Source organism: Dyella sp. 01L423, assembly GCF_056399945.1.
The window spans coordinates 1,398,871-1,423,818 of sequence record NZ_JBFTSI010000001.1 but is presented as its reverse complement, the minus strand read 5'-3'; the positions used below and the strand labels follow the sequence as shown (position 1 = coordinate 1,423,818).

Below are 24,948 nucleotides of genomic sequence, written 5' to 3'. Positions count from 1 at the left end.
ATCTGTCAGGCCGAGACGTGGAACTGCTTATGGGCGTGAACGGTCCGCTCGGATTGCGGATCCTTGCGTCGGGAGCGGACATGGCGGCGTTTTGATTTGTCAAAAAAAATCGACTGACCCAATTCCCGCGGAAGATCTCGCCAAGAAAAACCCTATTTCGCAAACCCGCCATCATGGAACTTGATCCCCGTGGCGGACAGGTTGTAGATGCGCGTCTCCAGGTAGCTGGAGTTCTTCTCTTCAATGTCGATCACACCATCGGCGCCGGACAGGCAGGCCTGCTTACGGAGTTCGCCTTTTGCCGATGCAAAGTCGGAAGGTGCGAAGAAGGTCTTCTCGAGATGCACATTCAGTTGCGAGATTGCCACGTACGGCCTGGCTGGATGCCGGTCCTTGAACACTGCGATGTCGCAATCAGGCGGCCGCGCGGGACTGCTTTGGTTCAACGATCGATAGTTTCCCGTCGTCGCCATGCAGCCGCATAGACCGGATGCGAGGAAGACCACCCACACAGTTCTCTTCATGATCTTCCCCGCACCGCTTGGTCAATGGCGACTACTGATGCGAGCCGATGCTCTTGTCCATCTCGGCAATGATTTCCTTGTCCCAGCTCTTCTGGCCCGCCATGCCTGCAAACGATTTGGCCGTGCTGACCTTCACCGCGGTTTTATCGCTGCCTAGCGACGACAGCCAGACGCCCGCGGACTCACCGCCAGATCCGACCACGAGGCCCACCTTGTGCGGCCGCGCGCCTTCGATGTACTCCGCATCGGAACGGCTGACCACGAAACCGTTGGCCACCAAAGCATCAACAGCGGCCTTCTGGACCGCCGTTTCCGGCTTGTTGTAGACGATGCTCGGTGCGGTATCTGCAGGCTTGGTCGGCGTAGCCGAACAACCAACGAGACCAAGCATGCAAGCTGCGGTCACAAACGTCCCCATTACCCTCTTCATCACGATCGACTCCCCTGTTGAGTTGACGAAACGATTCCTGGCATTCCACCAGTAGCGCACGCAAACGAACCGCCACACGCGTGTGCGGCGGAATGCGTAGCTGGTGTTTTCCCCTTCAGCAGGTCGTCCCTGAGGCGCCTGCTCTTCCGCATATTATCGAAGTTCGATGCTGCGCAAATAGGCCGCACACGGGCGTGCCTTCGCAAATTATTGCGCCCGGCCAAAGCCCGGCAGGAATGAGCAGACATGATTGCTTCTGGTCGCAAGCAGAGCTCCGAGCGGCGGTCTCTTTATGCCGCCCACGGGACACCCTATGGATGCGCAAGATAGACGAGCCACTGAAGAAAATAACCCGCGTAAAACAACATCAAGAAACCAATCAGCCAAAGCAGCCCGAACGCCCGCCTGGTACGCAGCAAGTAATACGGCAGATAGGGAAGCCAGAACACGAATACCAGGAATCCGTACTCAAACGACCGATAGATGTCCTTGCGGTGCCGGCAATCCAGATCTACCCAGATGATTAGCAGCAGCAGAAAAACGAGCGACCAGATTGCCTGAAAAGGCGCTCCTGCCGCCCGCCCAAAACCAAACAACAGCGCTTCGTAGCCGCCAACCACGGCGGACAGCCCAATCAGGGCAGCGAGCACCTTTCCGCTGGTCAATGTCATGGTGCGCCCCCGATCGCCCCCGCCCATGCAGTGCGGCTGGATATTCGAGCCATCTAACCTACCCGTCAACAAAACTTGGGCCAGACTGCGCGCTCTGCGGAGCGAGCAGGTCTAATCAACCTTGCCAAGCGCCATACCCAACAAAATATCGACAACTGGTATTCCCAATCCATCGAGGCCAATATTGGATTCATCGCAATCACCAAGATCGGTGCCTATATGCACCCCTGGATCTCTTCGCTGATTGGCGGCGTCATGATCGGGCTTGCCGCGGTCCTGCTGATGGCGTCGATGGGCCGCATTGCCGGCATCAGCGGCATCGCCAGCAGCCTGCTGACCGGTGCGCGGGATCGAGCCTGGCGCATCGTTTTTCTGATTGGCCTCATTGCGGGGCCATGGCTGCTATTTCTCTTGCTTGGCGAGAGCGCCATCGGCGCCCCCGTGGTCTCGTGGCCGTGGATGGCCGCAGCGGGCTTGCTGGTTGGCTTTGGCACGCGACTCGGTGGCGGCTGCACCAGCGGTCATGGCGTGTGCGGCGTCGCCCGTCTGTCACGACGTTCCTTGCTGGCCACGGCCCTGTTCGTGGCCGCCGGCATGGCAACCGTCTTCGTCATTCGACATCTGCTGGGAGGCCTGGGCGCATGAAGCTGGGCACTGCGTTGCTGGCCGGCCTGCTGTTCGGATTGGGGCTCAGCCTGTCAGGCATGACCTCGCCTGCCGTTGTGCTTGGATTCCTGGATATCGCCGGCGCCTGGAATCCTCGCCTTCTGTTTGTGATGCTAGGCGCCGTGCTGACAACGGCCATTGGTTACCGCTGGGTATGGAGCGGTCCGAGGCCCTGGTTCGACGACGCATTCCACGTGCCTGATGCAACACGCTTCGACAAACGCCTGGTGATTGGTGCGCTGCTGTTTGGCATGGGCTGGGGCATCGCTGGTTATTGCCCGGGGCCGGCGTTGGCGTCGTTGAGTGGCGGCTATGCGTCGGTGATTGTGCTTGTGGGTTGCATGGCGCTGGGCTGGTGGCTTGGGGCGCGAGTGCCTGCACCTAAGAGCTGATTACAAATTGTCCCTGGCATCATTCTTCCTGCCCCCTACTCCCGGATCGCACAACGTACGCGATCAAGCCCTTCACTTGAGTTCAAACGAAGTGCGAAGCGGCACACTGACCTTTCGAACGTTGTCTTTGAGCAACACGCGCAATACCCATTTACCTGAGGAATCGCCGGAATCACCGGTCCACCCGATAACCATCGGCGATAGGAAAGTGTGGGTAACGGGTTCGTTGATGACACCCTTGAAACAAAGGATGTCGAGTTGATGGAATGATGCTTTTCCATCGGGGCGAAGCACATCAACGTCGCACGTGATGTCTGCGGTTCCACCCTCCTTGAGCAGAGGGTTGGCAAAGAAGATCAGAAAAAAGATCTGTTGCCCTCTAGGAACTACCTCTGCCACCGAAAAATAGGGAATCGTATCGGATGGCGTTTGCCATTTGGCCTGCCAATCCGCGTCCGGAGTGACCAGCAGCGAACCACCAAATCCATTGACGGACCGCCGTGAGTCGGTGTCCGGCGCCGCTTGCCCGTGTTCGTCCCTCCACCCCTCCTGGCAAAACGCGGGCATGGACAGCAAGGCCAGCAGTAGCAAGCTCAGTCGCTTTGGCATGGATCCCCCAATCCAGTTGGCAAGCCGTGCCAGTGTTCCGGTGTTTCCGTGCAGCGTCAACACGCAGGGGCCTGGCCACTTCTGGTCAGCGCCAGACATCGGCTTCAGCAGCCCAAAACGAGGTGAGGTCAACTACCAAGCGGGTCTTCGAGTTCGCGTGCAAAAGGCGCAGGAAACAATTTCATTACCTACACAGATCGATCGCACCGCCTACGCAGAAAATCGAAGGTTGCAATTGACCACGAGTCCAACAGCGAGTGATTTTCCGATAGCTCGAGGCGCCCCGTCCTCTCCTTTCAAAGTTCGCCATCAAGTCCCCCGAGCATCGCGATGAATTCGCGGGCCCCATACCGTTTCGTTTCTGGTTGTTCGAACACAGCTGGCGATATCACGGCAATACCTCGGGCCTGCTCTCAACCATTGGACAAGGAGAACGTTTGATGAAGATCAGGAAGGTAATACTTATAGGTTTAGCCTGCCTTGGAACGATCACTGCAACGAACGCCTGGGTCACGCCTGCAAGCTCCAACACCGTCTCATATGGAAAGGTCGTCAACACGTTCGATATTCCGCGTGGATCGCCCGAATACGACCAGATTCGCGCATGGCTTACTGAGGCAATAACTCGCACCGGCGATCGCGTTGGCTCTCCGGCAAATCTCTCGAGCGACAGCCTCGGCGCCAGCATCCACGTCCAGGTCGTGCACCAGGTCACCACCAAAGGCAGCGTCGCCGCCATGGGGGCCCCGATCACGCCATCCCCTCCCTGGACACCGGAGACGAGTGGCTACAGGGCTGGTGACTCGGCCACCGTCAGCATCACGAACGGAGGCTGGACCCAGACGTGGTCCTTGTCGCTGCAAAACACCAGCATGGGTTTGATGTGGCTGACGACTGAATACCACGCAACGAGAGACCTTGTGGATCAACCTCCGCTACCGCACTGAGGTTGGGTGCCTGGGCGCCAAAAGCTCACCAGGAAACGGGACGAGGTAGTTAAGCTTCTGAGCGAAAGAGAACGGCGGGACGGTTTGACTGCCTCCGTCTCGCCAGCGGTTAGTTATTCAGCGCTGCAAGAAAGGATGGAGAGTCGAGTTAACTACTCCGTCCCGCTTTCGCTTCTGCCCATAAAATGTGCTGCCAATCACAGTGTGGATGGTGATGTTCCCATCATCGATCCAGGTTGACGAAAGCTTCACCCATTCTTGAGCTACTTAGCTAGTCGCGGCGGACCCGTCGCGCACACACAGCCAAAGGAAAAGGCATGAAAGCTAAGCGTGGAATTTTGGCACTCTCGGTGGTTTTGGCGGCTTGCCTATTTGGTCAGGCCTATGCGAGCCATCCTCCTGCGTCGAATCAAACGACCGGTGTCTTCCTGCAATGCTCCACCTGCGTGGTGTCCGGAGAGACGCCTGAGCAGCTCAGTTACGTGCAGTCAGCTATTGCGCTTTATAACGGCTCAACGCTTGCCGCAAGCAACGGCCACCAGGTCAGTGTCGGCGACGAGATCCAGATTGAGCGACGCACCACTAAGCCCAATGGCGCTTGGTCCATTACGGATCACTACTTTGTGGTTGCCCATCTTCCCGTGGCTTCGTTCAACGACCTGATAGACCAAGGCGTGGAAACCGATAGCGACGGTGGCAATCAATTCCCTCCGCCCACGGGACCCAGCGTTTCGGACTACGTTGCGACGTTCGCAGCCAACGGTGGCACCGTTTTGGTTTATTACGGGTATTACCCGACGATCTAACCTGCAATAAAGGTGCCTGGGACAATTTGGGCTAGCGAAATTTGTCCCTGGCACCATTCTTCGGAGAAAAAGCGCTCCACCCTCGCTTTGTTGCCTTCACAGATAGCGTCCAATCGGCATAACGCATGATGTGCGCGGAGCCCGACGCTGCTGCAGCTGTTGGCGCAACTTGATCGTGGGCGGCGGTAAGCATCGAACTGAGAAGGTTAAAGCAGATCAGTGAAGCCCTTCTCACGATCACTTTTCCCCCAGACTTCCTAACAGCAAGCTCCAAGTCGTTGATTCTGCGCAGTCCCCGCGCGGCGCTGAAAGAATGTGGCGCAGCGCCACCCGATCTCTTACGCGCGGACCACGCACTTATGCTGATCGTGCCGGCTCTTTCTGGGCCAGGCATTCCGCACTCAGCACATGGAAGCCATGGATGTCGTGTTATGCGTAGAGCTCTGCGAAATATCCTGCTTTTCCTCGCTGTTTCCCCACTGACTGCCGCTGTCTTCGCGCAGTCTGTGCAACATGAGCAAACCATGCCGTCGCAGCTCATGCTGCAGGCATCCCCTGGCGCCAAGCAGGGCGCTTATCAGGACGCATCTGGGAAGCTCTACAACGTCACACCGACGGAGACGGGTGGGACACAATGCGATCCTCAGGGGTGCATGGGTCAAGTTTGTAATGGGGGTGCTTGTGATTACTACTATTGCCGCACGGGTGGTGGCAGCAAGAGGGTTGAGATTCCTTCGGCGATGACTAGGGAAAAGGAACCTAGGCTTCAACAGTTGGGGTAAATGCGCCGGATGTGGCGCAAGTCTCTCATCGATGTTTGACGGTCAGAGCGTGCTGGTTGAGAGCCTGGAAAGCGGAGCTGAGGAATCGCGCGGGGTGGGATTGTTTGGTGCATCCATGCACCCAACCCTTCCGCGCTTTGCGCTCCAGGGCCAGCCTGCGGCTGTCCAAATTTGTTCCGGACAAATTTGTCGAACCAGTGGGTTCTCACCCCGTCTCTCCGCCAGATACGCAAACGCCCCCATGCGGGGGCGTTTGCGTATCTGGCGGAGAGAGTGGGATTCGAACCCACGGTAGGCTTACACCTACGGCAGTTTTCAAGACTGCTGCCTTAAACCGCTCGGCCATCTCTCCGTGTTTTGTGGGCTCGCGTTGCGCCCTAAGGCGCTGGATTCCTGCTTGACCAGCCTTCGGCTGTTGAAAATCGCCTCGCAGGAATGACGAGCTTTGAGGGGCGTCATCCTATCAGGAATGCGGTGCCGCTCCCTGCCCTTTTTTCGACAAGGCAATCATCGCCCACAGCATGATCGCCACCGGAACAGCCGCCCCCAGCAGCGGGAGCAGCAGGATCGGTTGGCGGATCACCATCGGCACCAGCTGCGTCGCAGAGGCGAAGGCGATGATGGCGAAGCGGAGGTTGCGGCTGTGGCGGGCGAACCAGAAGGAGCCCAACACCAGCACGGTGGCGATGGCGCTGAGCACCAGGTCCACCGTGGCCATGGGGAACATGGTGACCAGGCCGAGACGGGTGAGCAGCTCGGTCGCCAGGATCACCAGCAAGGTGTAGCTGGCGGCGAGTTCCACTTTGTCCCAGCGCTGGATGCTCATGTTCGATGCCTTAGGCGATCTGCGTGAGGTTGCGCAGGTACGGGCGCAGCACCTCGGGCACGGTGATGGAGCCGTCGGCGTTCTGGTAGTTCTCCATCACGGCGACCAGGGTGCGGCCCACGGCGAGGCCGGAACCGTTGAGCGTGTGCACCAGCTCGGGCTTGCCGGTGGCCGGGTTGCGCCAGCGGGCCTGCATGCGGCGGGCCTGGAAGTCGCCGCAGTTGGAGCACGAGGAGATCTCGCGGTAGGTGTTCTGGCTGGGCAGCCACACTTCCATGTCGTAGGTCTTGATGGCGGAGAAGCCCATGTCGCCGGTGCATAGCAGCACCTTGCGATACGGCAGGTTCAGCAGCTGCAGCACTTTCTCCGCGTGGCCGACCATTTCTTCGAGCTGGGCGTGCGAGTGTTCGGGAGCGGCGATCTGCACCATTTCGACTTTCTCGAACTGGTGCTGACGGATCATGCCGCGCGTGTCGCGGCCGTAGCTGCCCGCTTCGGCGCGGAAGCACATGGAGTGCGCGGTGAGGCGCATCGGCAGTGCGTCCGCTTCGACGATGCTGTCGGCAACGAGATTGGTGAGCGCCACTTCCGCGGTCGGGATCAGGTAGCGCTTGCTCTCGTTGACCTCGGTGGAGAACAGGTCTTCCTCGAACTTCGGCAGCTGGCCGGTGCCTTTCATGGTGTCGGCGTTGACGATCAGCGGCACGTTGCATTCGAGGTAGCCGTGCTCGCCGGTCTGCAGGTCGAGCATGAACTGGGCGAGCGCGCGATGCAGGTGCGCGAGCTGGCCGCGCAGCACGGTGAAGCGCGCGCCGGACAGCTTGGCGCCGGCGTCGGCATCGAGCCAGCCGTGGCGGGCGCCGAGGTCGACGTGATCCTTCACCGGGAAATCGAACGTGCGCGGCGTGCCCCAGCGCAGCTGCTCGGCGTTCTGGGTTTCGTCGTTGCCCAGCGGCACGGACTCGTGCGGGATATTGGGGATGCCGAGCGCGATGTCGGCGAGCTTGGCCTGCACGTCCGTCAGGGCGTGCTCGTTGGCCTTGAGCTTGTCGCCGATGCCGGCGACTTCGGCCATCAGCGGGGCGACGTCTTCACCCTTGGCCTTGGCCTGGCCGATCGCCTTGGACCGCGTATTGCGCAGGTTCTGCAGCTCCTGCGTCTCGGTGGACAACTGCTTGCGCTGGCTCTCCAGCGCCTCGATGGCGGCCACGTCGAGTTCGTAGCCACGGGTGTCCTTGAGGCGCGCGGCGGTTTCGGCCAGGCGCGAACGCAGCAGTGCGGGGTCCAGCATGATCAATCCAGATGTATGACTTGGAACCTTGGATTATCGCTGCGGGGCTGGCTGGGGGGCAATGTTGGGGTTTTGGGGTGTGTCGGGGGCCTGGAAGGCGGGATTGGGGCGTGTCGGTAGGCCAGCGTGGCGTTGGCGATGGGTGCCCAGTCGCGCACAGGGTGCGCTCCCACAAGGGTAGCGAGCCCCTCTCTGGCAGAACGTTCCGTGGAAGCGCCCCCCCTTGTGGGAGCGCACCCTGTGCGCGACTGGGTGTGCCGATCACGCCCAGTTGTAGGCGCCGATCAATGCACCCGTCGCCCATTCCTCCCCAGCCACCACGCCATCACCGCGCCGGCAAGCAGCCAGCCGACGACTTGTTCGATCAGGGCGGCCAGGGTGAAGTTGGTGGGGAAGCGGTACCAGTTCCAGTACGGGACCAGGGCGCTCAGCCAGGCGAACACGGCGGCCGCCAGGGCGATGCTCAGGCGAGTCATGAAGCTGAAGGCGGCCAAGCCCATCACGAAGGCCAGTGCGAGTGCGGACAAGGTGTCCGAGGCCCATTGCCGGGGCAGTTGGCCGCTCATGTCGGAGAGGTCTTCGCCCTGGGGCATGTAGACGATAAAGGCATACGGCGAAGTCTTGGTCTTGGCCGAATAGGCTTCCATCACCGCCTTGTCGTGCATCTTGGCCGGGTCGACCGAGGGAACGATGTAGACGCCGGTCTGATCACCCAGGCCGGGCCGCAGGCTGGCTAGCACGGTGTCTTCAGCCACCGGCTGTCGCATGCCGACGTTGCCCAGCCCCAGCGCCATATGTGCCACGGCGCCCCAGATAAACATCACGATCCCGCCCATCAGTGCTGCTACCAGTACTCGCATGGCTCGCTCTCCCTCGATACCTACGGTGCGGCGAATCTATGCCTGCGGTGCGGGGCGCCGCAAGGTCGGTCGCAGCAGCGGCGAAGACGGGATCAGCCGGTGCGTGACACCCCGACGGGCAGCGCGCCAAGACGATGCATCTCCGGCTCGTCCCATAGCGAGGGATCATCCAGGCAGGCCAAGGCGAACGCATGCGCGTCGTCGCCCCAGAACAGACGGCCATCCAGCGAAAGCGTGGGCACGCCGAATACGCCCTGGGCCATGGCCTCGTCGAAATTGGTGCGCAGCTGCGCTTTCACCGCAGGATCGGCGATGGCAGTGGCCGGGTCGGCAATGCCTAGGCGGGCGGCCACCGGCGCCAGCGCGGCGATGCTGTCGCCCGCATTTCCCTGGGCCCAGATCCAGTCGAAGATCGCATCCGTCGCCTCCACCGTGTTGCCGGCCGCAATGCACAGCCGCAGCGCTGCCAAGGGATTGAACGGATGCGCTGGCGGGAAGCGCAGCGACTGGCCGTTCTGGCGTGCGCGCCACAGGGCGTGGCGATAGGTGAATTCACGTTTGCCCGGGATCTCCGCCGGACCTTTCTGGCCGTGCCGCTCAAGCACGCCCGCGAACACGATGGGGCGCAGCGTCACCAGCCTCGACGCCGCCAACTGCTTCACCTTGGGCCACTGCAACCAGGCAAACGGCGAGATGAAGTCGAAATACCAGGTGACGGACATGATTCAACTCCACGTGCCGAAGGTTGGGTTTATTCGCCGCGCGCCTTGCGTCGTGCTTCGCGCAGGCCGAGCAACTTCTCGCGCAGCTTCACTTCCAGGCCGCGATCGACCGGCTCGTAGAACACGGTGCCATCCAGCGCATCGGGCAGGCATTGCTGATCGAGCGCGACGCCGCCTTCGCTGTCGTGGTCGTACTGATAGCCCTGCCCATAACCCAAGCCTTTCATGAGTTTCGTGGGTGCATTGCGCAGATGCATTGGCACATCGAGCGTGCCAGTCTGCTGCACCACGGCGCGTGCGGCGTTGTAGGCCTTGTACGCAGCATTGCTCTTGGGCGCGATGGCCAGCCAAATCGCCAGCTGCGCGAGGCCCAGTTCGCCTTCGGGACTGCCGAGGCGCTCATAGGTATCCCACGCATCCAGCGCCATGCGCCAGGCGCGCGGCTCGGCGAGGCCGACGTCTTCCACCGCCATGCGCGTCATGCGGCGGGCGAGATAAAGCGGATCGACGCCACCATCGAGCATGCGCGTCAGCCAGTACACGGCGGCATCTGGATCGGATGAGCGCACCGATTTGTGCAGCGCCGAGATCTGGTCGTAGAACTGCTCGCCGCCCTTGTCGAAGCGGCGCGTGCGATCGGCCAGCACCTGGGTGAGCGTGGTGTCGTCGATGCGGTGGTCTTCGGCCAGCTCAGAAGCAATTTCCAACAGCGTGAGTGCGCGGCGCACGTCGCCATCGGCTGCCTGGGCGATCAGCTTGAGCGACTCGTCGGAGACCTCCAGCTGCATGACGCCCAGGCCGCGCTCGCTGTCTTCCAGTGCGCGCTTGAGCGCCATCACGATGTCGTCCACCGTGACAGACTCCAGCACATGCACGCGGCAGCGCGACAGCAAGGCGGAGTTGAGTTCGAACGAGGGGTTTTCGGTGGTGGCGCCGACGAAGATGATCACGCCGCGCTCGATATGCGGCAGGAAGGCATCCTGCTGGGCCTTGTTGAAGCGGTGCACCTCGTCCACGAACAACACCGTGCGACGACCCTGCGCGAACTTCACCTCGGCCTCGGCCAGCGCCTTGCGTACATCGGGCAGGCCCGACATCACGGCGGAGATGGCGCGGAAATCCGCATCGGCGTAGCGCGCCACCAGCAAGGCCAGCGTGGTCTTGCCGCAACCGGGCGGCCCCCACAGGATCATGGAATGGACGCGGCCGGCTTCCAGCGCGCGGCGCAGCGCCTTGCCGGGAGCCAGCACGCGTTGCTGGCCCACGATTTCATCCAGGGTGCGCGGCCGCATGCGTTCGGCCAGGGGTTTGAGATCGTCGGGCTCGGCAAACAGGCCCGGCGCATCGAACATATCGCTGCGTGACATGCCGGGCATTCTAGGACATCGGGCCACGGGGGCGGCATGCCCCCGGCCTCATCAGGATTTCGGCTCGCTCTCGCGCCCCTGGCGCAGCAGGCTGAAGGCCATGCCTGCCACGACCAGCGCGCCCAGCGTCAGCACTACCCAGAGCAAGGGTTTGGTCCAGTCGTAGGGCACCTTGGGTGCCTCCAGTGCCGAGGGACCTGCCTCGTCCGCACGCGGACCCAGCTGCGCCACGGGCGGCTGCCATTCCGCACCGTGCTGGCTGCGCAAGCGGCTCAAGGCTTCGTCCACCGGATAGTCGCCACGCCGCGCCGCATGGCTGCCGGCCAGCAATCGATACGGAGCGCTGCCCTCGGGAAGGAATACGTATTGCGCCGGCAACCAGCCCACGCGCACGGCGGGCGCGCCAGCGAGCGGCGTGTCGGTGCGGACGCGCAGATGCTTGACGTTGCGCTCGCCGATGGTGGCCGTGGCCTCGCCGCTCTTGCCACCCGTGCGAACCAGATCGAGTGCCGCCACCTCCATCCACGACGATGCGCCTGCGCCCTGCACCAGCACATGCACGCGAGCGGCGTTATTGGCTGCGGGCAACGCAACGACTACCGACTCCACTGGGAGTGCCGCGGGCAACTCGTAGTCGTAGTCGGCCGCGCCCTGCCCGCTTGCCTTGGCCACCAACCACTGCAGTTTCGACGCGCGCTCGGCAGCGGCGTCGGCGATGCTGCCGGACAGCTTGGCGACGGGCGCGTGACCGGCACTCCAATCGACTTCGCCGTCGGCAAGGCGCACGCGGAAATAGCGATAGGCATCGCTGCTCGCCACTTCCGCCGCCAACTGCTCGACCTCGTCCTGCTCGCCGTGCACGCGGGTCAGGCTCAGGTCCGAGGCGAGCAGGTTCCACTGTCGCAGATCGTTGCTGCCCTCCACCGTCAGATGAAGCTGGAAATCCTGGCTCAGCGAGGCCGGATCGAGCGCGAGCTGGTCAAGGCTGATCGTGCGGCCCACGTCGATCAACCACGCATCCGGATGCTGCACGGGCGCGGCGCGATCGGTCTGACTGATGACGATGCCGCCATCGGTATTGCGCTCGACTTTGACGCTATCGGCCATCGCGGCCGACACGGGCAACGGGAGCAGCCGCGCCATCGTCTCGAAGGGATGGCTGATGGGTGGCGATGGCGGCAGCGGCGCGAACGGCACCGGCCTGCCGAGTGCATTGACCACGATCAGATCGTGCAGATCGGCATTCGGATTGACCGAGGCGTACACCTCTGGCGTGAGCGCCACACGATAGGCCTCGCCCGGGGCATTCGTATCCAATGCAAACGCATAGGCGTAATCCACATTGCTGTCTGCCCGGGCCGCCGCCACGGGCAACATCAAAGCGAGCGCGATCCAACGCATATCAAGGCGCATGCCCGGTCTCCTCCATCGACGATGAGCGGCGCGGCGGAGCCGGCGCCAGGTATCCAATCACACTGCACAACAGGCCGAAGGCGATAAACGAACCGATGCCGAACAGATTGCCCAGCTGGCGACGGTCGACCAGGATCAACTTGGCCAGCACCACGCCCATGAGCACCGCGCCCGCCAGCCAGAACAGGCGATGGCCATGGCGCGATCCCCACACCCAGGCAAACAGGCCCAGCACACTCCACACCAGCGTCAGCGACATCTGCGCGAGGCTGGAATCGGCCAGATCCCAACTCCATGGCACACCGCCTAGCTGATGTACGGCACGCAAGGTGAAGCTGGTAGCGAGTGCCAGCACGATGCCGCCCAGCACCGGGCCGCGACTGCGCTGCAACGCTGCAGGCAGCGATGGCCCAGCCAGCCACGCTGCATAAGCGAGAGCGATCAACAACAGCAACAGTTCCAAGGGATTGACCAGCGGCACGTAATGCAAAGGCGCTGCATCGCCTGCTTGGAACAAGGCAATGCAACCGATCAATCCAAGTACCGCAAGCAGCGAATATTTCAACGGCGCCAGCCACAAGGACATGACCGGCTCCATCGGCGCGGCGAACAGGCGGGGATGCGCATGGGCCACTGCAAATGCGCTCAGCAATGGCGCAAAGCTGAGCAATACAACCCAGCTATCGGACAACCAACGCAGCCGATCCACCGACACCGCCACGCCCACCGCTGCCAGCAGAATCCATCGCCACAACCACAACCCATGCGCGGCGGCGCCTGCCCACGAGGTGTCGCGCAAATTGAGCAAGCTGCGCCAGCCAAGAATGGCTGCGAACAGCACGGACAGCAGGTTCCAGCTGCGCCACGGCTGCTGGTGATAGCCGCCGGCAAGCAGGATCAGCACCAGCATGGCCGCCATAAAGGCTACCGGGGTCCACACCAGCGCCGCGCCGAGTTCCGCGGAGGAGCGATAACGCGCTGCCTCGGCAAGACCCCATGCGGTAAAGGCGAGCCACGCCATCCAGGCTGCAAACAGGCTCGTATCCGGCACGAAATGCGCGATCTCCTGCGCGCTGGCGCCCAACCACCAAAGCAGCGCCCAGGCGAACAGCACCACCGAGAACACGCGGTATAGCACGCGCCCTTCACTCCATCGCGAAAGCAAGCCGCTACTGGCGAAGCCCGCGAGCACGATCATCAGCGCACTGATGAATTCGCGATTGAGCACCGGCCATGCGCCGAAGCCACCATGAACGGACTTGTCGATCAGCAACGCAAAGCCGGCAAACAGTTGCAGCGCTACGCCGCTCCAAGTGGCCAACCAGCGCTGCTGACGCAAGCCCAGCCAGATCAAGCCGGCGCCTTCCAGCGCAAAAATGCTGCCGGTCACATCCGCGCGCAGCGCCAGCGGCACGGTAAGCGTTGCCAGCGCCACCGCCAGCACCGCCCATGTATCGCGCAGCAGGCGCATGGCTGGCTGGCGACGTGAGACGTAGGCCACGACTAGATAAACCACCGCGGCAACCAAGGTGGAAATCGCCAGCGCCTTGCCATCCCAGTGCAACAGCGCACCCTGCAACAGCAGGCTGATCAGCGGATTGCCGAACATCAGGCAGCCGTCGATCACCAGGCGCCGATCCACCGGCGCGCGCACCACGTGCAGCCAGGGAATGATCAGATAGAACAGGAAATTCAGGACCAGGAACGGCTCGGTGCTGGCAAACAACGCGGGCTCGTAGCGAAGCACACCCCATGCGGTGCCCACGCCGAAGGTTGCGATAAAGCCCAGCAGGTTCAGCACGCGCCACGAGCGCTTCCACGCAATGCCAAGGATGGCGAGGTTGAGCACGGCGTAGTAACTGAACAAGGCCACGTGGCTGCCGTTGCCGGTGGACACCAGGATCGGCGCTGCGAATCCGGCAACCAGACCAAGCACCGCCAGCGCCAGCGCATCCTGGACCACAGCAAGCACCCCGATGCCCGCCACCAGCACGATCAGCAAGGCGAACGCAGCGCCCGCAGGCAGCAGGTCGTAAAGACGGAAGGCGGCAAACACCGTCATCACCAATACGCCGATCGCGCCGCCTTGCACCGATAGCGCGAATACCCGCTGGCTCTCGCGCTTTCTCCAGCCCAGGACGAGTCCTGCCAAAGCCGCCAACGCGACCATCGCCACGCGCAAACCGATCGGCACACGCAGCATGCCTGCGTCCGCGGCGTACTTGAGCAATGCGGCCACGCCGGCGAACAACACCAGCATGCCGATCTTCACCGGCACATTGCCCTCGGTGAACCAGTGCCATACGCGGCTGGTCAGGCGGTCCAACGCCGAGGGCGCCGATGGGGCGCGAGGCATTGCGTCTGCGGCAGGCCATGCCGCGGGACCCTCTGGCGGAGTGACCGTTTCTCTTGGCACGGGAGGGGACGCAACGACAGCGGGCGCCACTGGCGAGGGCTCGTGCATCGACCCGCGTGTCTCCTCGGCGGTCGTCCACGAGCGTTCCGTAGCGACCGGTTCCGGTGGCCGGGCTTCGCCGAGTTGCGCTCGCAGGTTCTTCAGCTCGCGGGACAACTGCAGCTGCCTGCCCCAGATCAATCCCAGCGCCGCACCACCGGCGATGCCGGCTAGGCCGCCTTCCGAGGCCAGCCCGCCCAGCACTGCACCTATCACTATCCATAGGAAGATCATGACCATCCATCTCCAGCCGCGCCGGGTTGTCATGGCGCCAGTGTGACACGGACGACCCTGGCGCCGCCGTGTCACCTATGGAGGCAGGAACAGACCTAGTGATGGCTGCGGCGAGCCTCCGGCCGTTGTTCCATCCAGTCGTAAAGCACGGGCAACAGCAGCAAGGTCAGCAGGGTCGAGGTGATCAGCCCGCCCACTACGACCGTCGCCAATGGCCGCTGCGTTTCCGCGCCCACGCCACTGGAAAGCAGCATGGGCACCAGGCCGAGGATCGCCACGCTGGCTGTCATCAGCACGGGCCGTAGACGCAAGGCTGTGCCGCGCAGCACAGCCTCACGCACACCCATGCCCTTGGCGCGCTGCTCGTTGAGAAAACTCACCAGCACGATGCCGTTCAACATCGCCACGCCGAACACGGCGATAAAGCCGATCGCCGATGGCACCGACAGGTATTGCCCGGTGATCGCCAGCGCCACGATGCCGCCGATGGTGGCAAACGGCACGTTGGCAAGGATAAGCGCCGCGTACTTCATCGAGTTGAAGGCCGTGTAGAGCAGGATGAAGATGAAGAAGATCGTGGCTGGCACGATCAGCGACAGCCGCTTCAAGGCGCGCTGCTGATTCTCGAAGGCACCGCCCCATTCCGTGTAATAGCCGGTCGGCAGCCTCACCTTCTGTGCGAGCGCGGCGTTCGCCTCCTGTACGAAGCCGTCGATATCGCGGCCGCGCACATCCATCTGGATCACGGCATAACGTTGCAGCTGTTCGCGCCGGATAAAGGAGTAGCCCTCCGCCTCGGTGACCTCGGCCACCTGCGACAATTGCACGATGGCGCCGCCGGTTGCCTGGATCGGAATGCGCTGGATCGCCTGCAGGGAACGTTTGTCGCTGTCGTTCAGGCGGACGGCGATGTCGAACCGTTTCACGCCGTCGATCAACGTACTCACCGGCTCGCCGCCGATGCCGTTGCGAACCACGGCAAGCACGTCGTCGGCGTTGAGGCCGTAGCGTGCGAGCGCATCGCGATCCACGCTGACGCGGATCTGCGGCTTGCCCATGTTGGGCTCCAGGGCAAGGTCCGCCACGCCCGGCACTGCGCCCAGCACATCCTTGATGCGTGCGCTCAGGCTATCCAGTTCGCCCAGATCCTCGCCGTAGAGTTTCAACGCAAGCGTGGCGCGCACGCCAGAGATCAACTCCTCGATGCGCATCTGGATGGGCTGGGTGTAACTCACCACGGCCGTCGGCAATGCTGCCGACAGTTCGCGCTGCATATCCGCTTCGATGCTTTCCAGCGTCTGGCCCGTGCGCCACTGATCGCGTGGCTTGAGCGGCGTATAGACCTCCATGTAGTTCACGTCCGCCGTCTCGCCCTTCTCAGCCCGTCCGATCATCGCGAGCGTCGTTTCGACCTCGGGAAACGATGCCTTGATGCGTTCGGCCACCTGGCGTGAGATGTCGATGGATTCATCCAGCGACGCGGAAGGAATGGAGGTGATACGCCACATGATCGCTCCCTCTTTCAGGTTCGGCATGAACTCTTTGCCGAGGAAGGGAAACAACGCGAGGCTTCCCAATAGCGCCCCACCGGCCATGCCCAGCACCCACCGACGTCGACGCAACGCCCATGCCAGCACGACGCCGTAGTGCTTCTTCAGGAAGGCCACGAGGCGCGTGTCGCGTTCGTCCTTGGGTTTGAGTGCCAGCGCCGCGAGAACGGGAACCAGGGTGAGAGCAAGCACCAACGAGCCGGCCATGGCAAAGCTGATATTGAAGGCCATCGGCTTGAACATCTTGCCTTCCAACCCTTGCAGACTGAACAGCGGCAGGAACACGACGATGATGATGACGATGGCGAACGTGATCGGACTTGCCACTTCCCTGGCTGCGGCAAGCACGGCCGCGCTGCGATCCACTGGCAATCCATGCGCCTTGCGCTCGGCCATGATGCGGAACGCGTTTTCCACCATCACTACGGCACCGTCGACCATCATGCCAATGCCGATGGCCAGCCCCGCCAGCGACATCAGGTTGGCCGACAAACCGGCCTGCTCCATGCAGATGAAGGCGATCAACATGGCCAGCGGCAAGGTGACGACCACCACCAGCGCGCTGCGCAATTCGCCGAGAAAGAGGAACAGCACGATTGCCACGAGGACCGATCCTTCCACCAGTGCACGCACCGCCGTGCCCACGGCCTTGTTCACCAGATCGGTGCGCTCGTAGACCGGCTTGACCACCACGCCGGCAGGCAAGGCTTGCTGCACAGTGGCGAGCTTGTCCTTCACGGCATCCACCACGCTCTTGGCGTTCTCGCCAATGCGTGACAGCGCCTGCCCCATCACGACCTCCTTGCCGTCGCGCGTCACGGCGCCAGTGCGTGGTGCGCCGGCTTCTTCCACGGTGGCCACGTCGCGCACGAAGACCGGCGTACCGTCTTCCGTCTTGAGTACGACCTGTTCGATGTCGCGTACGCTGTGCACCAGACCCAGGCCGCGAACGAGATACTGCTCGCGACCGACATCGACGAAGTTGCCGCCGACCTGCGCGTTGTTCGACTGCAGGGCCTCGATCACATGCTTGAAGCCTAGGCCGTGCGCGATCAGTTTCATCGGATCGATGCGCACCTGAAATTGCTTCTGCTGTCCGCCCCACGACGTCACGTCGTCAACGCCAGGCGCGGTGCGCAGCATCAGGCGAATGCTCCAGTCCTGCAGCGTGCGCAGGTCGCTGTCGCTGGGCGATCCCTTCAAGGCGTCGTCGGCACGCTCCACGGTGTACCAGAACACCTGGCCAAGGCCGGAGGTATTGGGGCCCATTTCCGGCTTGCCATAGCCCGCGGGCAAGCGGTCGCCGACCTGCTGCAAGCGCTCGTTGACCAATTGGCGGGCGAAGTAGATGTCCATGTCGTCCTTGAAATACACGGAGACATAGGACAGCCCGAACAGGCTGACCGAGCGCACTTCGTCCACTTTCGGCAGGCCGGCGAGCGCGGATTCCACGGGCGTGGTGAGCAATGACTCCACGTCTTCGGCCGCAAGCCCCGGCGCCTCGGTATACACATTGACCTGCACGGGCGTGACATCGGGAAAGGCATCGATGGTCAGCTTGCGCAGTGCCTGATAGCCCAGCGCGGCAATCACCGCAAAGGCGATCAGCACCAGCAGCTTGTATCGCAACGAGAGTTCGACGAGACGCGCGAGCATCAGTCTTCTCCCAGCTGCGAGCGCAACAGCCGCGCCTTGAGTGCAAACGCGCCCTTGCTGACGTACGACGCACCAGGCTTGAGGCCTTGGCGTATCTCTATCCACCCGTCACGGCTTTCGCCTGTCTGCACGGCCACCGGCTCGAACGTCTGGCCACTGGATAGAACGAAGACGGTTGACTGGTTCTGCAACAACACCACCGCTTCGCTCGGCACCGCCAATGCACTGCGCCCACCGACGGCCATGCGTGCATCGACGAGCTCGCCCGGATGCAACAGGTCGCGACTGTTGTCCACGGCAATACGCACTGCCACCGTGCGGGTCTTTTCATCCGTCTGGTGCGAACGCTGCACGACCTTGCCGGCCAGACTCTGTTGGTGAATGAGGATGCGTGCCGCAGCGCCTGTCGCCACACGCTCCGCTTCGAACGGTGGCATTTGTGCTTCGACCCACACCGAGTCCTCTTTCACCACGGTGAACAGCGCACGTCCTGCATCGACGCGCTCGCCCACCAGGAACTGATCGGTGGTGATGCGCCCATCCGTGGGCGAGAGCAAGGCATAACTCCCATCAGCCTTGGCCGAGCCGGCGCGCAGTACGCCCTGGATCTGGCCATCCGATAGACCATAGGCCCGTAAACGTGCACGAGCCTGATCGCGTTGCACTTGCACCTCGGTGTAGCGACGACCAGACACAGCCTGCGACCCCAGCGCGGAGACGCGACGCCATTCCTGCTCGGCCACGATAAGCGCACCCTGCGTTTCCGCGACCTGCACGCTCGACAGCGTGACCAGTGGCTGCCCGGCCTTCACCACATCGCCCAACTTCACTTGTCGCGACAGCACCATCGATTCGATGCGGGGCGACACCAGCACGGTCGAGTACGCATCGACCTTCACTTCGCCGGGCGCCTTGATTTCTTCGGTGAGTTCACGCGGTGCGAGTTTGGATACGACGATGCCGGCGTCCTGTACGGCGCGGGCATCCAGTGCCAGTGGATTGGGCGCCTTTTGCGCGAAGACCGCACTGATCGCAAGCGAAAACAGCAGCGCGCAGGAGGCGCGTCGAAAGAAATGATTCATGGGGATACATCCTGTGTGCGGCCATCCAGCCAGTCAGTCAGGCGACCTGCGGCGGCGAGGTAGTCGAACCAGGCCTGCCAGGCCTGGCTTTCGAGTGCGAGTGCGGACAGCGCGGTGTCGAGACTTTGTTTGAGCTGGACGAGGTAATCGGACGTGCTGATCTCGCCGGCCCGCCAGAGCTTTTCGAGCAGTGCGGTGCGATCGTCGAAAGCCGCAGCTCGCCCCTGGCGGAAGGCGTGGCCAGCAGCGAGCAAGGCGTCGTAACGCGATTGCGCTTCACGCAGCGAGGCGCGGGACGACTGTTGCTGCGAGCGGGTCAAGGCGGCGGCCGCTCCCGCTTCCGCCAGCGCGGCGTCGATTTCCGCTCGACCACTGTTGAGCACCGGCAAGGGCATGGACACGCTGACGCCGATGACCTGATCGGTCCTGACGCCCGTGTACACCCGTCCACCGGTCAGGCTGACGGTGGGATCAGGCAGACGCGCGCGCCGGGCCACGTCGATGCCCGCCTGAGCGGCCGCTTCATCGGCGCGCAACTTGATCAGCTCCGGTCGCTGCTCGATGGGAATCGCCGAGATGCTGCTTGACGCCGGCGGCAGGCCCGCAGGCAACGGCGGCTTCGCCACCGCGTCGCCGGCCACCGCCTCGAGCGTGGCCAATGCCGCCGCCTCCGCACCGGCCAGCGATGCCTGCTGGATCTGCGATTCACCCAGGGCCAGGGCGGCCAGATCGCGTTCGGGACTGCTGATGTCGCCCACGCCCAGGCGGTCAGCTGCGAGCGCATCGAAGCGGCGCATCAAGGCCACCCGATGTTCGCCGAGCTCGCGCTGGCGAGCCGCCAGCGCCGCGGCAGACCAGGCCTTCAGCCAGCGCGAGGCGATATCCCGCCGCAGCAGGTCGTAAGACGCTTCGCGACTGCGCCGCTGCGCCTCAGCCTGTGAGGTACGGGCCAGGCGCTTGCCGGACATATCCAGCGGCAGCGATATCCCCGCCGTGCGCCGATTGACGTCGGCGTTTTCACCATCGAGCGACAGCGTCGGGTTATAGACGGGCTGAGCCGCCGCGCGCACTCGCGCCTGGGCCGCCTCCAGCTCGGCGCGAGCGGCCTGGACGTCGGGGTTGGCAGCCCATACGAGTTGCACCGCGCCACCGATGGGCGACGCCGTAGCGGAGAGCGCTGGATCACCCTCTTTCGGCGACGCCACCGCATTGGCGGCATAAAACAGACAGGCAGCCCCGATCAGGGCCGCACGTAGAACGGACATGGAACCATCTCCTGACAACGATCACGAGGAATGCGCCCTGGAGGGCGCAACACAGGCGTTCGCGGTCAGGCGATAGGTGGTCGCAACAGGGAGCCCGCGACGGCAGGCATGCGACCCGCTTCGACGGATGAAAGGGGGGGCGTCGCCTCGGGCGCGCTCACCGCCAGCACGGCCAAACTCGGCAGGCTGGCGGCATGTGGGCAGGCACAATGGCAGGAAGCACCTTCGCCCAGCAGGCAATCGCCATCGCCGGAGGGGGCTTGCACGGCGGCCGCCATGGTCAGCGCGGCGGAGGCATAACCACGCCCCGAGCTGAAATCGCGCTCTCCGCCATCAGCCAGGCATACCGAGCCACTGACCAGCTTGATCAGCAGCACAGCCACCACCAATGCCCACAAACCGCGATGGCGGCGCAGACGATGGAGCAGTGGCAGGGGGCGGGAGGACATCCTACGGATGCTAAACGGCAGGCTGACTGTTAGACAATTTCACCCACCTTCGCCCGCCAAACATGTCGGCTTTTACGCAGACGATGTCGGAAATACAGAGAGACCACCGCTACGGCGACTGTCGCCATGGCTATGATGTGCCCCACACGACGGGACGGAGTCGGCACGTGGCGCAAGGGATGGGGCGGACGAGCAAGCAGGGCGTCGGGCTGAGCACGTGGTCGCCCGCGGCCTGGCGCGGCAAGCTGCTGCGCGCGGTTGCCCTGCTCTGCCTGCTGATCCTGCCGTCGCTGGTGATGGCCCGCGACAGCGACCCCTGGGCCCCGTTCGACAGCCCCTGGTTCGATCGCTTAGGGGTAAGCGACGGCCTGCCGCACTCGATCACCACCACCATCGAACAGGACAAGCGCGGCCTGATCTGGATCGGCACGCTGTCCGGCCTGGTGCGCTACGACGGTTACCGCATGCAGGTGTTCACCGGCAATGGCGGCAGCAAGACCGATATTCCGGACGCCTATGTGCGCTGCCTGCTCACCCTGCCCGACGGCAGCCTGCTGGTGGGCACCAATGCCGGCGGCCTGAGCCGCTTCAACCCGCTCGACAACACCTTCCATACCTACCCCGTGGGCAAGGGCGGCACCAGCGACCGGAAGATCTACGCGATGGCGCCCGATGGCACGCGTGGCATCTGGATCGTGACGGAACGCGGCATCGATTATCTGGACCTGCGCAGCAACCGCATCAGTCCGATCGCGCTGAGCGACGGCATGGCCCCGCGCAGCTTCAGCGTGCTGCAGGATCGCGCCGGAAACCTGTGGGTCGGCAACACCAATGGGCTATTCGTCCGTCACGCCGGAGAGACCGCGTTCAAACGCCCCGAGCGTCCGACCGATACCAGCGGTATCGACGTGGTGTTGAACGACGGCGTCTGGGCGCTGCTGGAAGACCGCGAGGGACGGCTATGGGTCGGCAGCACGCAATCAGGCGCGGTGTATCGCGACGAAACCAGCCAGTGGCATGCGATCCCCGGCTTCAGCGGCTATCAGCACGATCGCTCGCGCCGACCGACAGTGCGGGCCTTCACGGAATTGGCTGGCGACGTCATGTGGATGGCCACCGATGGCGGCGGCGTGCTGTCATATGACGTGGCCACGCATAGCTTGCACGCGGTCGCCCACGACACCGCGATGCCTTCCTCGTTGCCTGGCGACTCCGTGCGCGGTCTGTTACAGGACAGCACTGGCAACGTGTGGGTGGCGACCGATCTGGGCGTGGCGCGCTACGACCCCAACGCCCGCAAGGCTTTCGCCCTGCTGCCCTCCATCAGCGACCACCGCTCGCTGGCGAACACCAATGTGCGCGGCATTTTCGTCGACAGCCGGCAGCGTGTGTGGCTGGGCATGAGCGCAGGGCGCGTGGACGTGATCGATCTGTCCGGCGCCAGCATTCGCCACCTCGAACTGAGCGGCGTACAGACACGTCGCGATGTGCAGGCGTTTGCCGAAATGCCCGATGGCACCATCTGGGTCGGCACGCAGGGCCTGGCGCGCGTCGATCCCAACACGCTGGCGATCGTCGGCTCGGCCGTTCCCGAGCTGGACGACAAACCCGTGCTGCACCTGCTGCCTGACGGCCAGCGGCTGCTGATCGCCACCTACGACGGCGTTTATCGTTACGACACGCGAACGCACGCACTCACGCATTTCAGTCACGACGCGAACGACCCGACCAGCCTGGCCAGCGACACGGTGCGACGCATTGCGCGCATCGGCGCGGACCTGTGGTACGTCACCGGCCGCGGCATCAGCATCGCCACCAGCACGATGCAGAACAAGGGTTTCCAGAACCTGCTCAACCGCCCCGGCGACAACACCAGCCTGCCCAACAATCTGGCCAGCTCGATCGCCATGGATCCGCAAGGCGGCTTGTGGATCGGCACCTACGGCGGCCTGGCCATGCTGCAGCCACGCAGCGCTGGCGAACCCTATCGCTTCACCACCATTGGCTCGGCCAACGGACTGCCCAGCGAAAACATCAATGCGGTGCAGCCGGACGACTTCGGCAATCCCTGGGTGAGCCTTTCCAACGGCCTGGCGATGATCGACGGCAACACGCACGCCGTGCATAACCTTGGCGTACGCGACGGCCTGCGCATTTCCAGCTACATCTACGCCGCGGCGGCACGCGCACCGGGCGGCGAGCTGCTGTTTGGCGGACTGGGTGGGCTCACCGTAGTGCGCCCCCAATGGCAGCCGTCCGACCAGCCCGACCCGCCGCTCGCCATCACCCATGCCGCCGTCAATGGCGTGCCGCTGTCGTATGGGCGACTGCCGCGCGCCGGCGAATCGTTGAAGATCCGTTCGCGCAATCGCAGCCTGCGCGTGGACTTTGCGCTGCTCGATTACGAAGCGCCCGCCGAAACCAGCTACAGCTATCGCATGGAAGGCTTCGACGAAAGCTGGATCGATATTCCGCGCGGCGGCCTGCCCACGGCGATCTACACCAACCTGCCCCATGGCGATTACAAGCTGCGCCTGCGTGCGCAGACGCATGGCATGCAGCCGCGCCTGATCGAGTCCACCGTCGACGTGAGCGCCGAGCCGCGCTGGTATGAAACGGTATCGGCCATGGTCGCGGCTGGACTGCTGGCGCTGGCCGCCATCTTCGGCGTGATCCAGCTGCGCACGATGTACCTGCGACGCCAGGCCAAGCAGCTGCAGCACCAGATCGAGCTGCGCACGCGTGACCTGGTGGTGGCCAACAAACGGCTCGATGAACTGGCCAATACGGACGCCTTGACCGGCGTCTGCAATCGTCGCCGCCTGCTGGAACTGGTCGAGGAAATGCGTGGCCAAACCACGGATGGCAGCGCCTGCATTGCGCTGCTGGACCTGGACCGCTTCAAGCGCATCAACGACACCCACGGCCATCTCGCCGGCGACGCGGTGATCCGCCATGTGAGTCAAATCATGCAGCAGCAGTGCCGCGACTCCGATTGCGTGGGCCGCTACGGTGGCGAAGAGCTGGTGGCCTGTCTGTCGGAAAGTTCTCTCGAGCAAGGCATGCTGGTGGCCGAGCGCATCCGCGCCGCCGTCGCGGAACATCCGTTGACCTATGAGGGGCAGCCCATCGAAGTCACCGTGAGCATCGGCGTGGCCGCCTACCATGCCGGCGAGACGCTGTCGCAGTGGCTGACCCGCGCCGATGGGGCGCTGTACGAAGCCAAGAACAGCGGACGCAATCGGGTCGTAGCCGCCCAGTAGCACGCGCTCGACGCCCAGCCGTCAGTCGAAGTGCCGATGTCGGTAGATGGCATAACCCAGGCCCACCACTCCGGTGAGCGTGGCCGGCGCCAGCAGCACGCGCTCCTGCCAGACCATGAAGCCAAGCGCGCCAAGCGTGGCGCCCACGATGAAGTGGCTCGCCACCAGCAGGCAGATATTGATGCGCAGCGAGTCGACCTCGAGGCCGCGCAATCGATGGCCGAGATAGATGCCCAGGTCCGTGAAGATGCCCGACAGATGCGTCGTACGTACCGTCGCGCCGCTATACGTGCTCACCATGGCGTTCTGCAGTCCGCACGCTGCCGAGGCCAGGTACAGCCCGAGATCGTGGCCGCCATGAATCAACGGCGTGGCGGCAAACAGCAACGCCGACTCCAGCATCAGCACGACGCCGTAGCGCCGCCCAAGCCGCAGTGCACCCTGTTGCACGATGAACCCACTGAGCATGGCGCCCAGCAGAAACGCCAGGATGACCAGTCCCCAATGCGTTATCTCGCCCGCATCGCCGCGAGCCAGTGCGAGGCCGAATTCCGTGCTGGTACCGGTGAGATGGGTGATCGGCTGGTGTCGGAAACACAGATAGCCAACCACATTGATGCAACCCGCGCCGAGCGCGAGCAGGCCGCCGCCCACCCATGCCCAGCGCGGGAGCTGGCGCAGCACGGCG

General features: G+C 63.5%; 21 protein-coding genes and 1 tRNA gene. 5 read left to right on the top strand and 17 right to left on the bottom strand.

The window, feature by feature from the left end; translation table 11 throughout:
- Positions 1-152 precede the first annotated feature (152 nt).
- From AC1DMY_RS06495 to AC1DMY_RS06485, 3 genes are all read right to left on the bottom strand, one after another.
- Entirely contained in the window at positions 153-524 is a 372-nt protein-coding gene (locus AC1DMY_RS06495) for a hypothetical protein (RefSeq protein WP_477164135.1), read from the bottom strand.
- Between the two features lie 31 nt (positions 525-555).
- A complete protein-coding gene (locus AC1DMY_RS06490; protein ID WP_477164134.1) occupies positions 556-1,014 on the bottom strand; it encodes a hypothetical protein in 459 nt (152 codons plus the stop codon).
- Positions 1,015-1,265: 251 nt separating this feature from the next.
- Positions 1,266-1,625 (bottom strand): hypothetical protein, encoded by a 360-nt coding sequence (locus AC1DMY_RS06485; RefSeq protein ID WP_477164133.1) that lies wholly within the window; start codon positions 1,623-1,625, stop codon positions 1,266-1,268.
- 192 nt (positions 1,626-1,817) lie between these two features.
- Between AC1DMY_RS06485 and AC1DMY_RS06480 the strand changes: the two genes are divergently transcribed.
- Positions 1,818-2,270 carry a YeeE/YedE family protein gene (locus tag AC1DMY_RS06480; protein WP_477164202.1) on the top strand — a complete coding sequence of 151 codons (453 nt, stop codon included), beginning with the start codon at positions 1,818-1,820 and terminating at the stop codon, positions 2,268-2,270.
- Positions 2,267-2,683 (top strand): DUF6691 family protein, encoded by a 417-nt coding sequence (locus AC1DMY_RS06475; RefSeq protein ID WP_477164132.1) that lies wholly within the window; start codon positions 2,267-2,269, stop codon positions 2,681-2,683. The genes AC1DMY_RS06480 and AC1DMY_RS06475 overlap by 4 nt, the downstream gene beginning before the upstream one ends.
- 72 nt (positions 2,684-2,755) lie before the next feature.
- Here the strand turns inward: AC1DMY_RS06475 and AC1DMY_RS06470 are convergent, their stop codons facing one another.
- The gene (locus AC1DMY_RS06470) at positions 2,756-3,292 is read right to left on the bottom strand and encodes a hypothetical protein (RefSeq protein WP_477164131.1); all 537 of its coding nucleotides are present in this window, start codon (positions 3,290-3,292) and stop codon (positions 2,756-2,758) included.
- Between the two features lie 440 nt (positions 3,293-3,732).
- On the opposite strand from AC1DMY_RS06470, the gene AC1DMY_RS06465 reads away from it, so the two are divergent.
- Both AC1DMY_RS06465 and AC1DMY_RS06460 read left to right on the top strand, forming a co-directional pair.
- On the top strand, positions 3,733-4,239 hold the full coding sequence (locus AC1DMY_RS06465) for a hypothetical protein (protein ID WP_477164130.1): 507 nt from the start codon (positions 3,733-3,735) through the stop codon (positions 4,237-4,239).
- A gap of 317 nt (positions 4,240-4,556) precedes the next feature.
- On the top strand, positions 4,557-5,045 hold the full coding sequence (locus AC1DMY_RS06460; RefSeq protein ID WP_477164129.1) for a hypothetical protein: 489 nt from the start codon (positions 4,557-4,559) through the stop codon (positions 5,043-5,045).
- Positions 5,046-6,089: 1,044 nt separating this feature from the next.
- On the opposite strand, the gene AC1DMY_RS06455 is transcribed toward AC1DMY_RS06460, so the two are convergent.
- The 12 genes from AC1DMY_RS06455 to AC1DMY_RS06400 all read right to left on the bottom strand — a co-directional run bounded on the left by AC1DMY_RS06455 (position 6,090) and on the right by AC1DMY_RS06400 (position 20,997).
- Positions 6,090-6,179: transfer RNA gene (locus AC1DMY_RS06455), tRNA-Ser, on the bottom strand.
- Positions 6,180-6,290: 111 nt separating this feature from the next.
- Positions 6,291-6,653 carry an LrgA gene (locus AC1DMY_RS06450; protein WP_477164128.1) on the bottom strand — a complete coding sequence of 121 codons (363 nt, stop codon included), beginning with the start codon at positions 6,651-6,653 and terminating at the stop codon, positions 6,291-6,293.
- A gap of 10 nt (positions 6,654-6,663) precedes the next feature.
- On the bottom strand, positions 6,664-7,944 hold the full coding sequence (gene serS, locus AC1DMY_RS06445; RefSeq protein ID WP_477164127.1) for a serine--tRNA ligase: 1,281 nt from the start codon (positions 7,942-7,944) through the stop codon (positions 6,664-6,666).
- Positions 7,945-8,228: 284 nt separating this feature from the next.
- Positions 8,229-8,804: a hypothetical protein gene (locus tag AC1DMY_RS06440; RefSeq protein ID WP_477164126.1), complete on the bottom strand. Its 576-nt coding sequence runs from the start codon at positions 8,802-8,804 to the stop codon at positions 8,229-8,231.
- 92 nt (positions 8,805-8,896) lie between these two features.
- Positions 8,897-9,529, bottom strand: coding sequence for a DsbA family protein (locus tag AC1DMY_RS06435; protein ID WP_477164201.1), 633 nt, complete (start codon positions 9,527-9,529; stop codon positions 8,897-8,899).
- 26 nt (positions 9,530-9,555) lie between these two features.
- The gene (locus AC1DMY_RS06430; RefSeq protein WP_477164125.1) at positions 9,556-10,902 is read right to left on the bottom strand and encodes a replication-associated recombination protein A; all 1,347 of its coding nucleotides are present in this window, start codon (positions 10,900-10,902) and stop codon (positions 9,556-9,558) included.
- Positions 10,903-10,944: 42 nt separating this feature from the next.
- Positions 10,945-12,306, bottom strand: a complete 1,362-nt coding sequence (locus AC1DMY_RS06425; RefSeq protein WP_477164124.1) for a DUF3999 family protein — start codon at positions 12,304-12,306, stop codon at positions 10,945-10,947.
- A complete protein-coding gene (locus tag AC1DMY_RS06420) occupies positions 12,296-14,662 on the bottom strand; it encodes a DUF2339 domain-containing protein (protein ID WP_477164123.1) in 2,367 nt (788 codons plus the stop codon). Before AC1DMY_RS06420 ends, AC1DMY_RS06425 begins: the two co-directional genes overlap by 11 nt.
- A 428-nt stretch (positions 14,663-15,090) precedes the next feature.
- Positions 15,091-18,201, bottom strand: a complete 3,111-nt coding sequence (locus tag AC1DMY_RS06415; RefSeq protein WP_477164122.1) for an efflux RND transporter permease subunit — start codon at positions 18,199-18,201, stop codon at positions 15,091-15,093.
- The gene (locus AC1DMY_RS06410) at positions 18,201-19,283 is read right to left on the bottom strand and encodes an efflux RND transporter periplasmic adaptor subunit (RefSeq protein WP_477164121.1); all 1,083 of its coding nucleotides are present in this window, start codon (positions 19,281-19,283) and stop codon (positions 18,201-18,203) included. Before AC1DMY_RS06410 ends, AC1DMY_RS06415 begins: the two co-directional genes overlap by 1 nt.
- Positions 19,280-20,548, bottom strand: coding sequence for a TolC family protein (locus AC1DMY_RS06405; protein WP_477164120.1), 1,269 nt, complete (start codon positions 20,546-20,548; stop codon positions 19,280-19,282). The genes AC1DMY_RS06410 and AC1DMY_RS06405 overlap by 4 nt, the downstream gene beginning before the upstream one ends.
- Before the next feature lie 65 nt (positions 20,549-20,613).
- Complete coding sequence (locus AC1DMY_RS06400) at positions 20,614-20,997, bottom strand: hypothetical protein (RefSeq protein WP_477164119.1); 384 nt, start codon at positions 20,995-20,997, stop codon at positions 20,614-20,616.
- 167 nt (positions 20,998-21,164) lie between these two features.
- Here AC1DMY_RS06400 and AC1DMY_RS06395 point away from each other — a divergent pair, with 167 nt between their 5' ends.
- Positions 21,165-24,260: a diguanylate cyclase gene (locus AC1DMY_RS06395; RefSeq protein WP_477164118.1), complete on the top strand. Its 3,096-nt coding sequence runs from the start codon at positions 21,165-21,167 to the stop codon at positions 24,258-24,260.
- A 21-nt stretch (positions 24,261-24,281) separates the two neighbouring features.
- Here the strand turns inward: AC1DMY_RS06395 and AC1DMY_RS06390 are convergent, their stop codons facing one another.
- The gene (locus AC1DMY_RS06390; protein ID WP_477164117.1) at positions 24,282-24,944 is read right to left on the bottom strand and encodes a YoaK family protein; all 663 of its coding nucleotides are present in this window, start codon (positions 24,942-24,944) and stop codon (positions 24,282-24,284) included.
- Positions 24,945-24,948 lie beyond the last annotated feature (4 nt).

Excerpts from the sequence above, each read along its gene's own strand:
- AC1DMY_RS06495 (WP_477164135.1), bottom strand. The coding sequence starts at position 524 with ATGAAGAGAACTGTGTGGGTGGTCTTCCTCGCATCCGGTCTATGCGGC.
- AC1DMY_RS06485 (WP_477164133.1), bottom strand. The coding sequence starts at position 1,625 with ATGACATTGACCAGCGGAAAGGTGCTCGCTGCCCTGATTGGGCTGTCC.
- AC1DMY_RS06475 (WP_477164132.1), top strand. The coding sequence starts at position 2,267 with ATGAAGCTGGGCACTGCGTTGCTGGCCGGCCTGCTGTTCGGATTGGGG.
- AC1DMY_RS06470 (WP_477164131.1), bottom strand. The coding sequence starts at position 3,292 with ATGCCAAAGCGACTGAGCTTGCTACTGCTGGCCTTGCTGTCCATGCCC.
- AC1DMY_RS06465 (WP_477164130.1), top strand. The coding sequence starts at position 3,733 with ATGAAGATCAGGAAGGTAATACTTATAGGTTTAGCCTGCCTTGGAACG.
- AC1DMY_RS06460 (WP_477164129.1), top strand. The coding sequence starts at position 4,557 with ATGAAAGCTAAGCGTGGAATTTTGGCACTCTCGGTGGTTTTGGCGGCT.
- AC1DMY_RS06450 (WP_477164128.1), bottom strand. The coding sequence starts at position 6,653 with ATGAGCATCCAGCGCTGGGACAAAGTGGAACTCGCCGCCAGCTACACC.
- serS (WP_477164127.1), bottom strand. The coding sequence starts at position 7,944 with ATGCTGGACCCCGCACTGCTGCGTTCGCGCCTGGCCGAAACCGCCGCG.
- AC1DMY_RS06440 (WP_477164126.1), bottom strand. The coding sequence starts at position 8,804 with ATGCGAGTACTGGTAGCAGCACTGATGGGCGGGATCGTGATGTTTATC.
- AC1DMY_RS06430 (WP_477164125.1), bottom strand. The coding sequence starts at position 10,902 with ATGCCCGGCATGTCACGCAGCGATATGTTCGATGCGCCGGGCCTGTTT.
- AC1DMY_RS06425 (WP_477164124.1), bottom strand. The coding sequence starts at position 12,306 with ATGCGCCTTGATATGCGTTGGATCGCGCTCGCTTTGATGTTGCCCGTG.
- AC1DMY_RS06420 (WP_477164123.1), bottom strand. The coding sequence starts at position 14,662 with ATGCCTCGCGCCCCATCGGCGCCCTCGGCGTTGGACCGCCTGACCAGC.
- AC1DMY_RS06415 (WP_477164122.1), bottom strand. The coding sequence starts at position 18,201 with ATGCTCGCGCGTCTCGTCGAACTCTCGTTGCGATACAAGCTGCTGGTG.
- AC1DMY_RS06410 (WP_477164121.1), bottom strand. The coding sequence starts at position 19,283 with ATGAATCATTTCTTTCGACGCGCCTCCTGCGCGCTGCTGTTTTCGCTT.
- AC1DMY_RS06405 (WP_477164120.1), bottom strand. The coding sequence starts at position 20,548 with ATGTCCGTTCTACGTGCGGCCCTGATCGGGGCTGCCTGTCTGTTTTAT.
- AC1DMY_RS06400 (WP_477164119.1), bottom strand. The coding sequence starts at position 20,997 with ATGTCCTCCCGCCCCCTGCCACTGCTCCATCGTCTGCGCCGCCATCGC.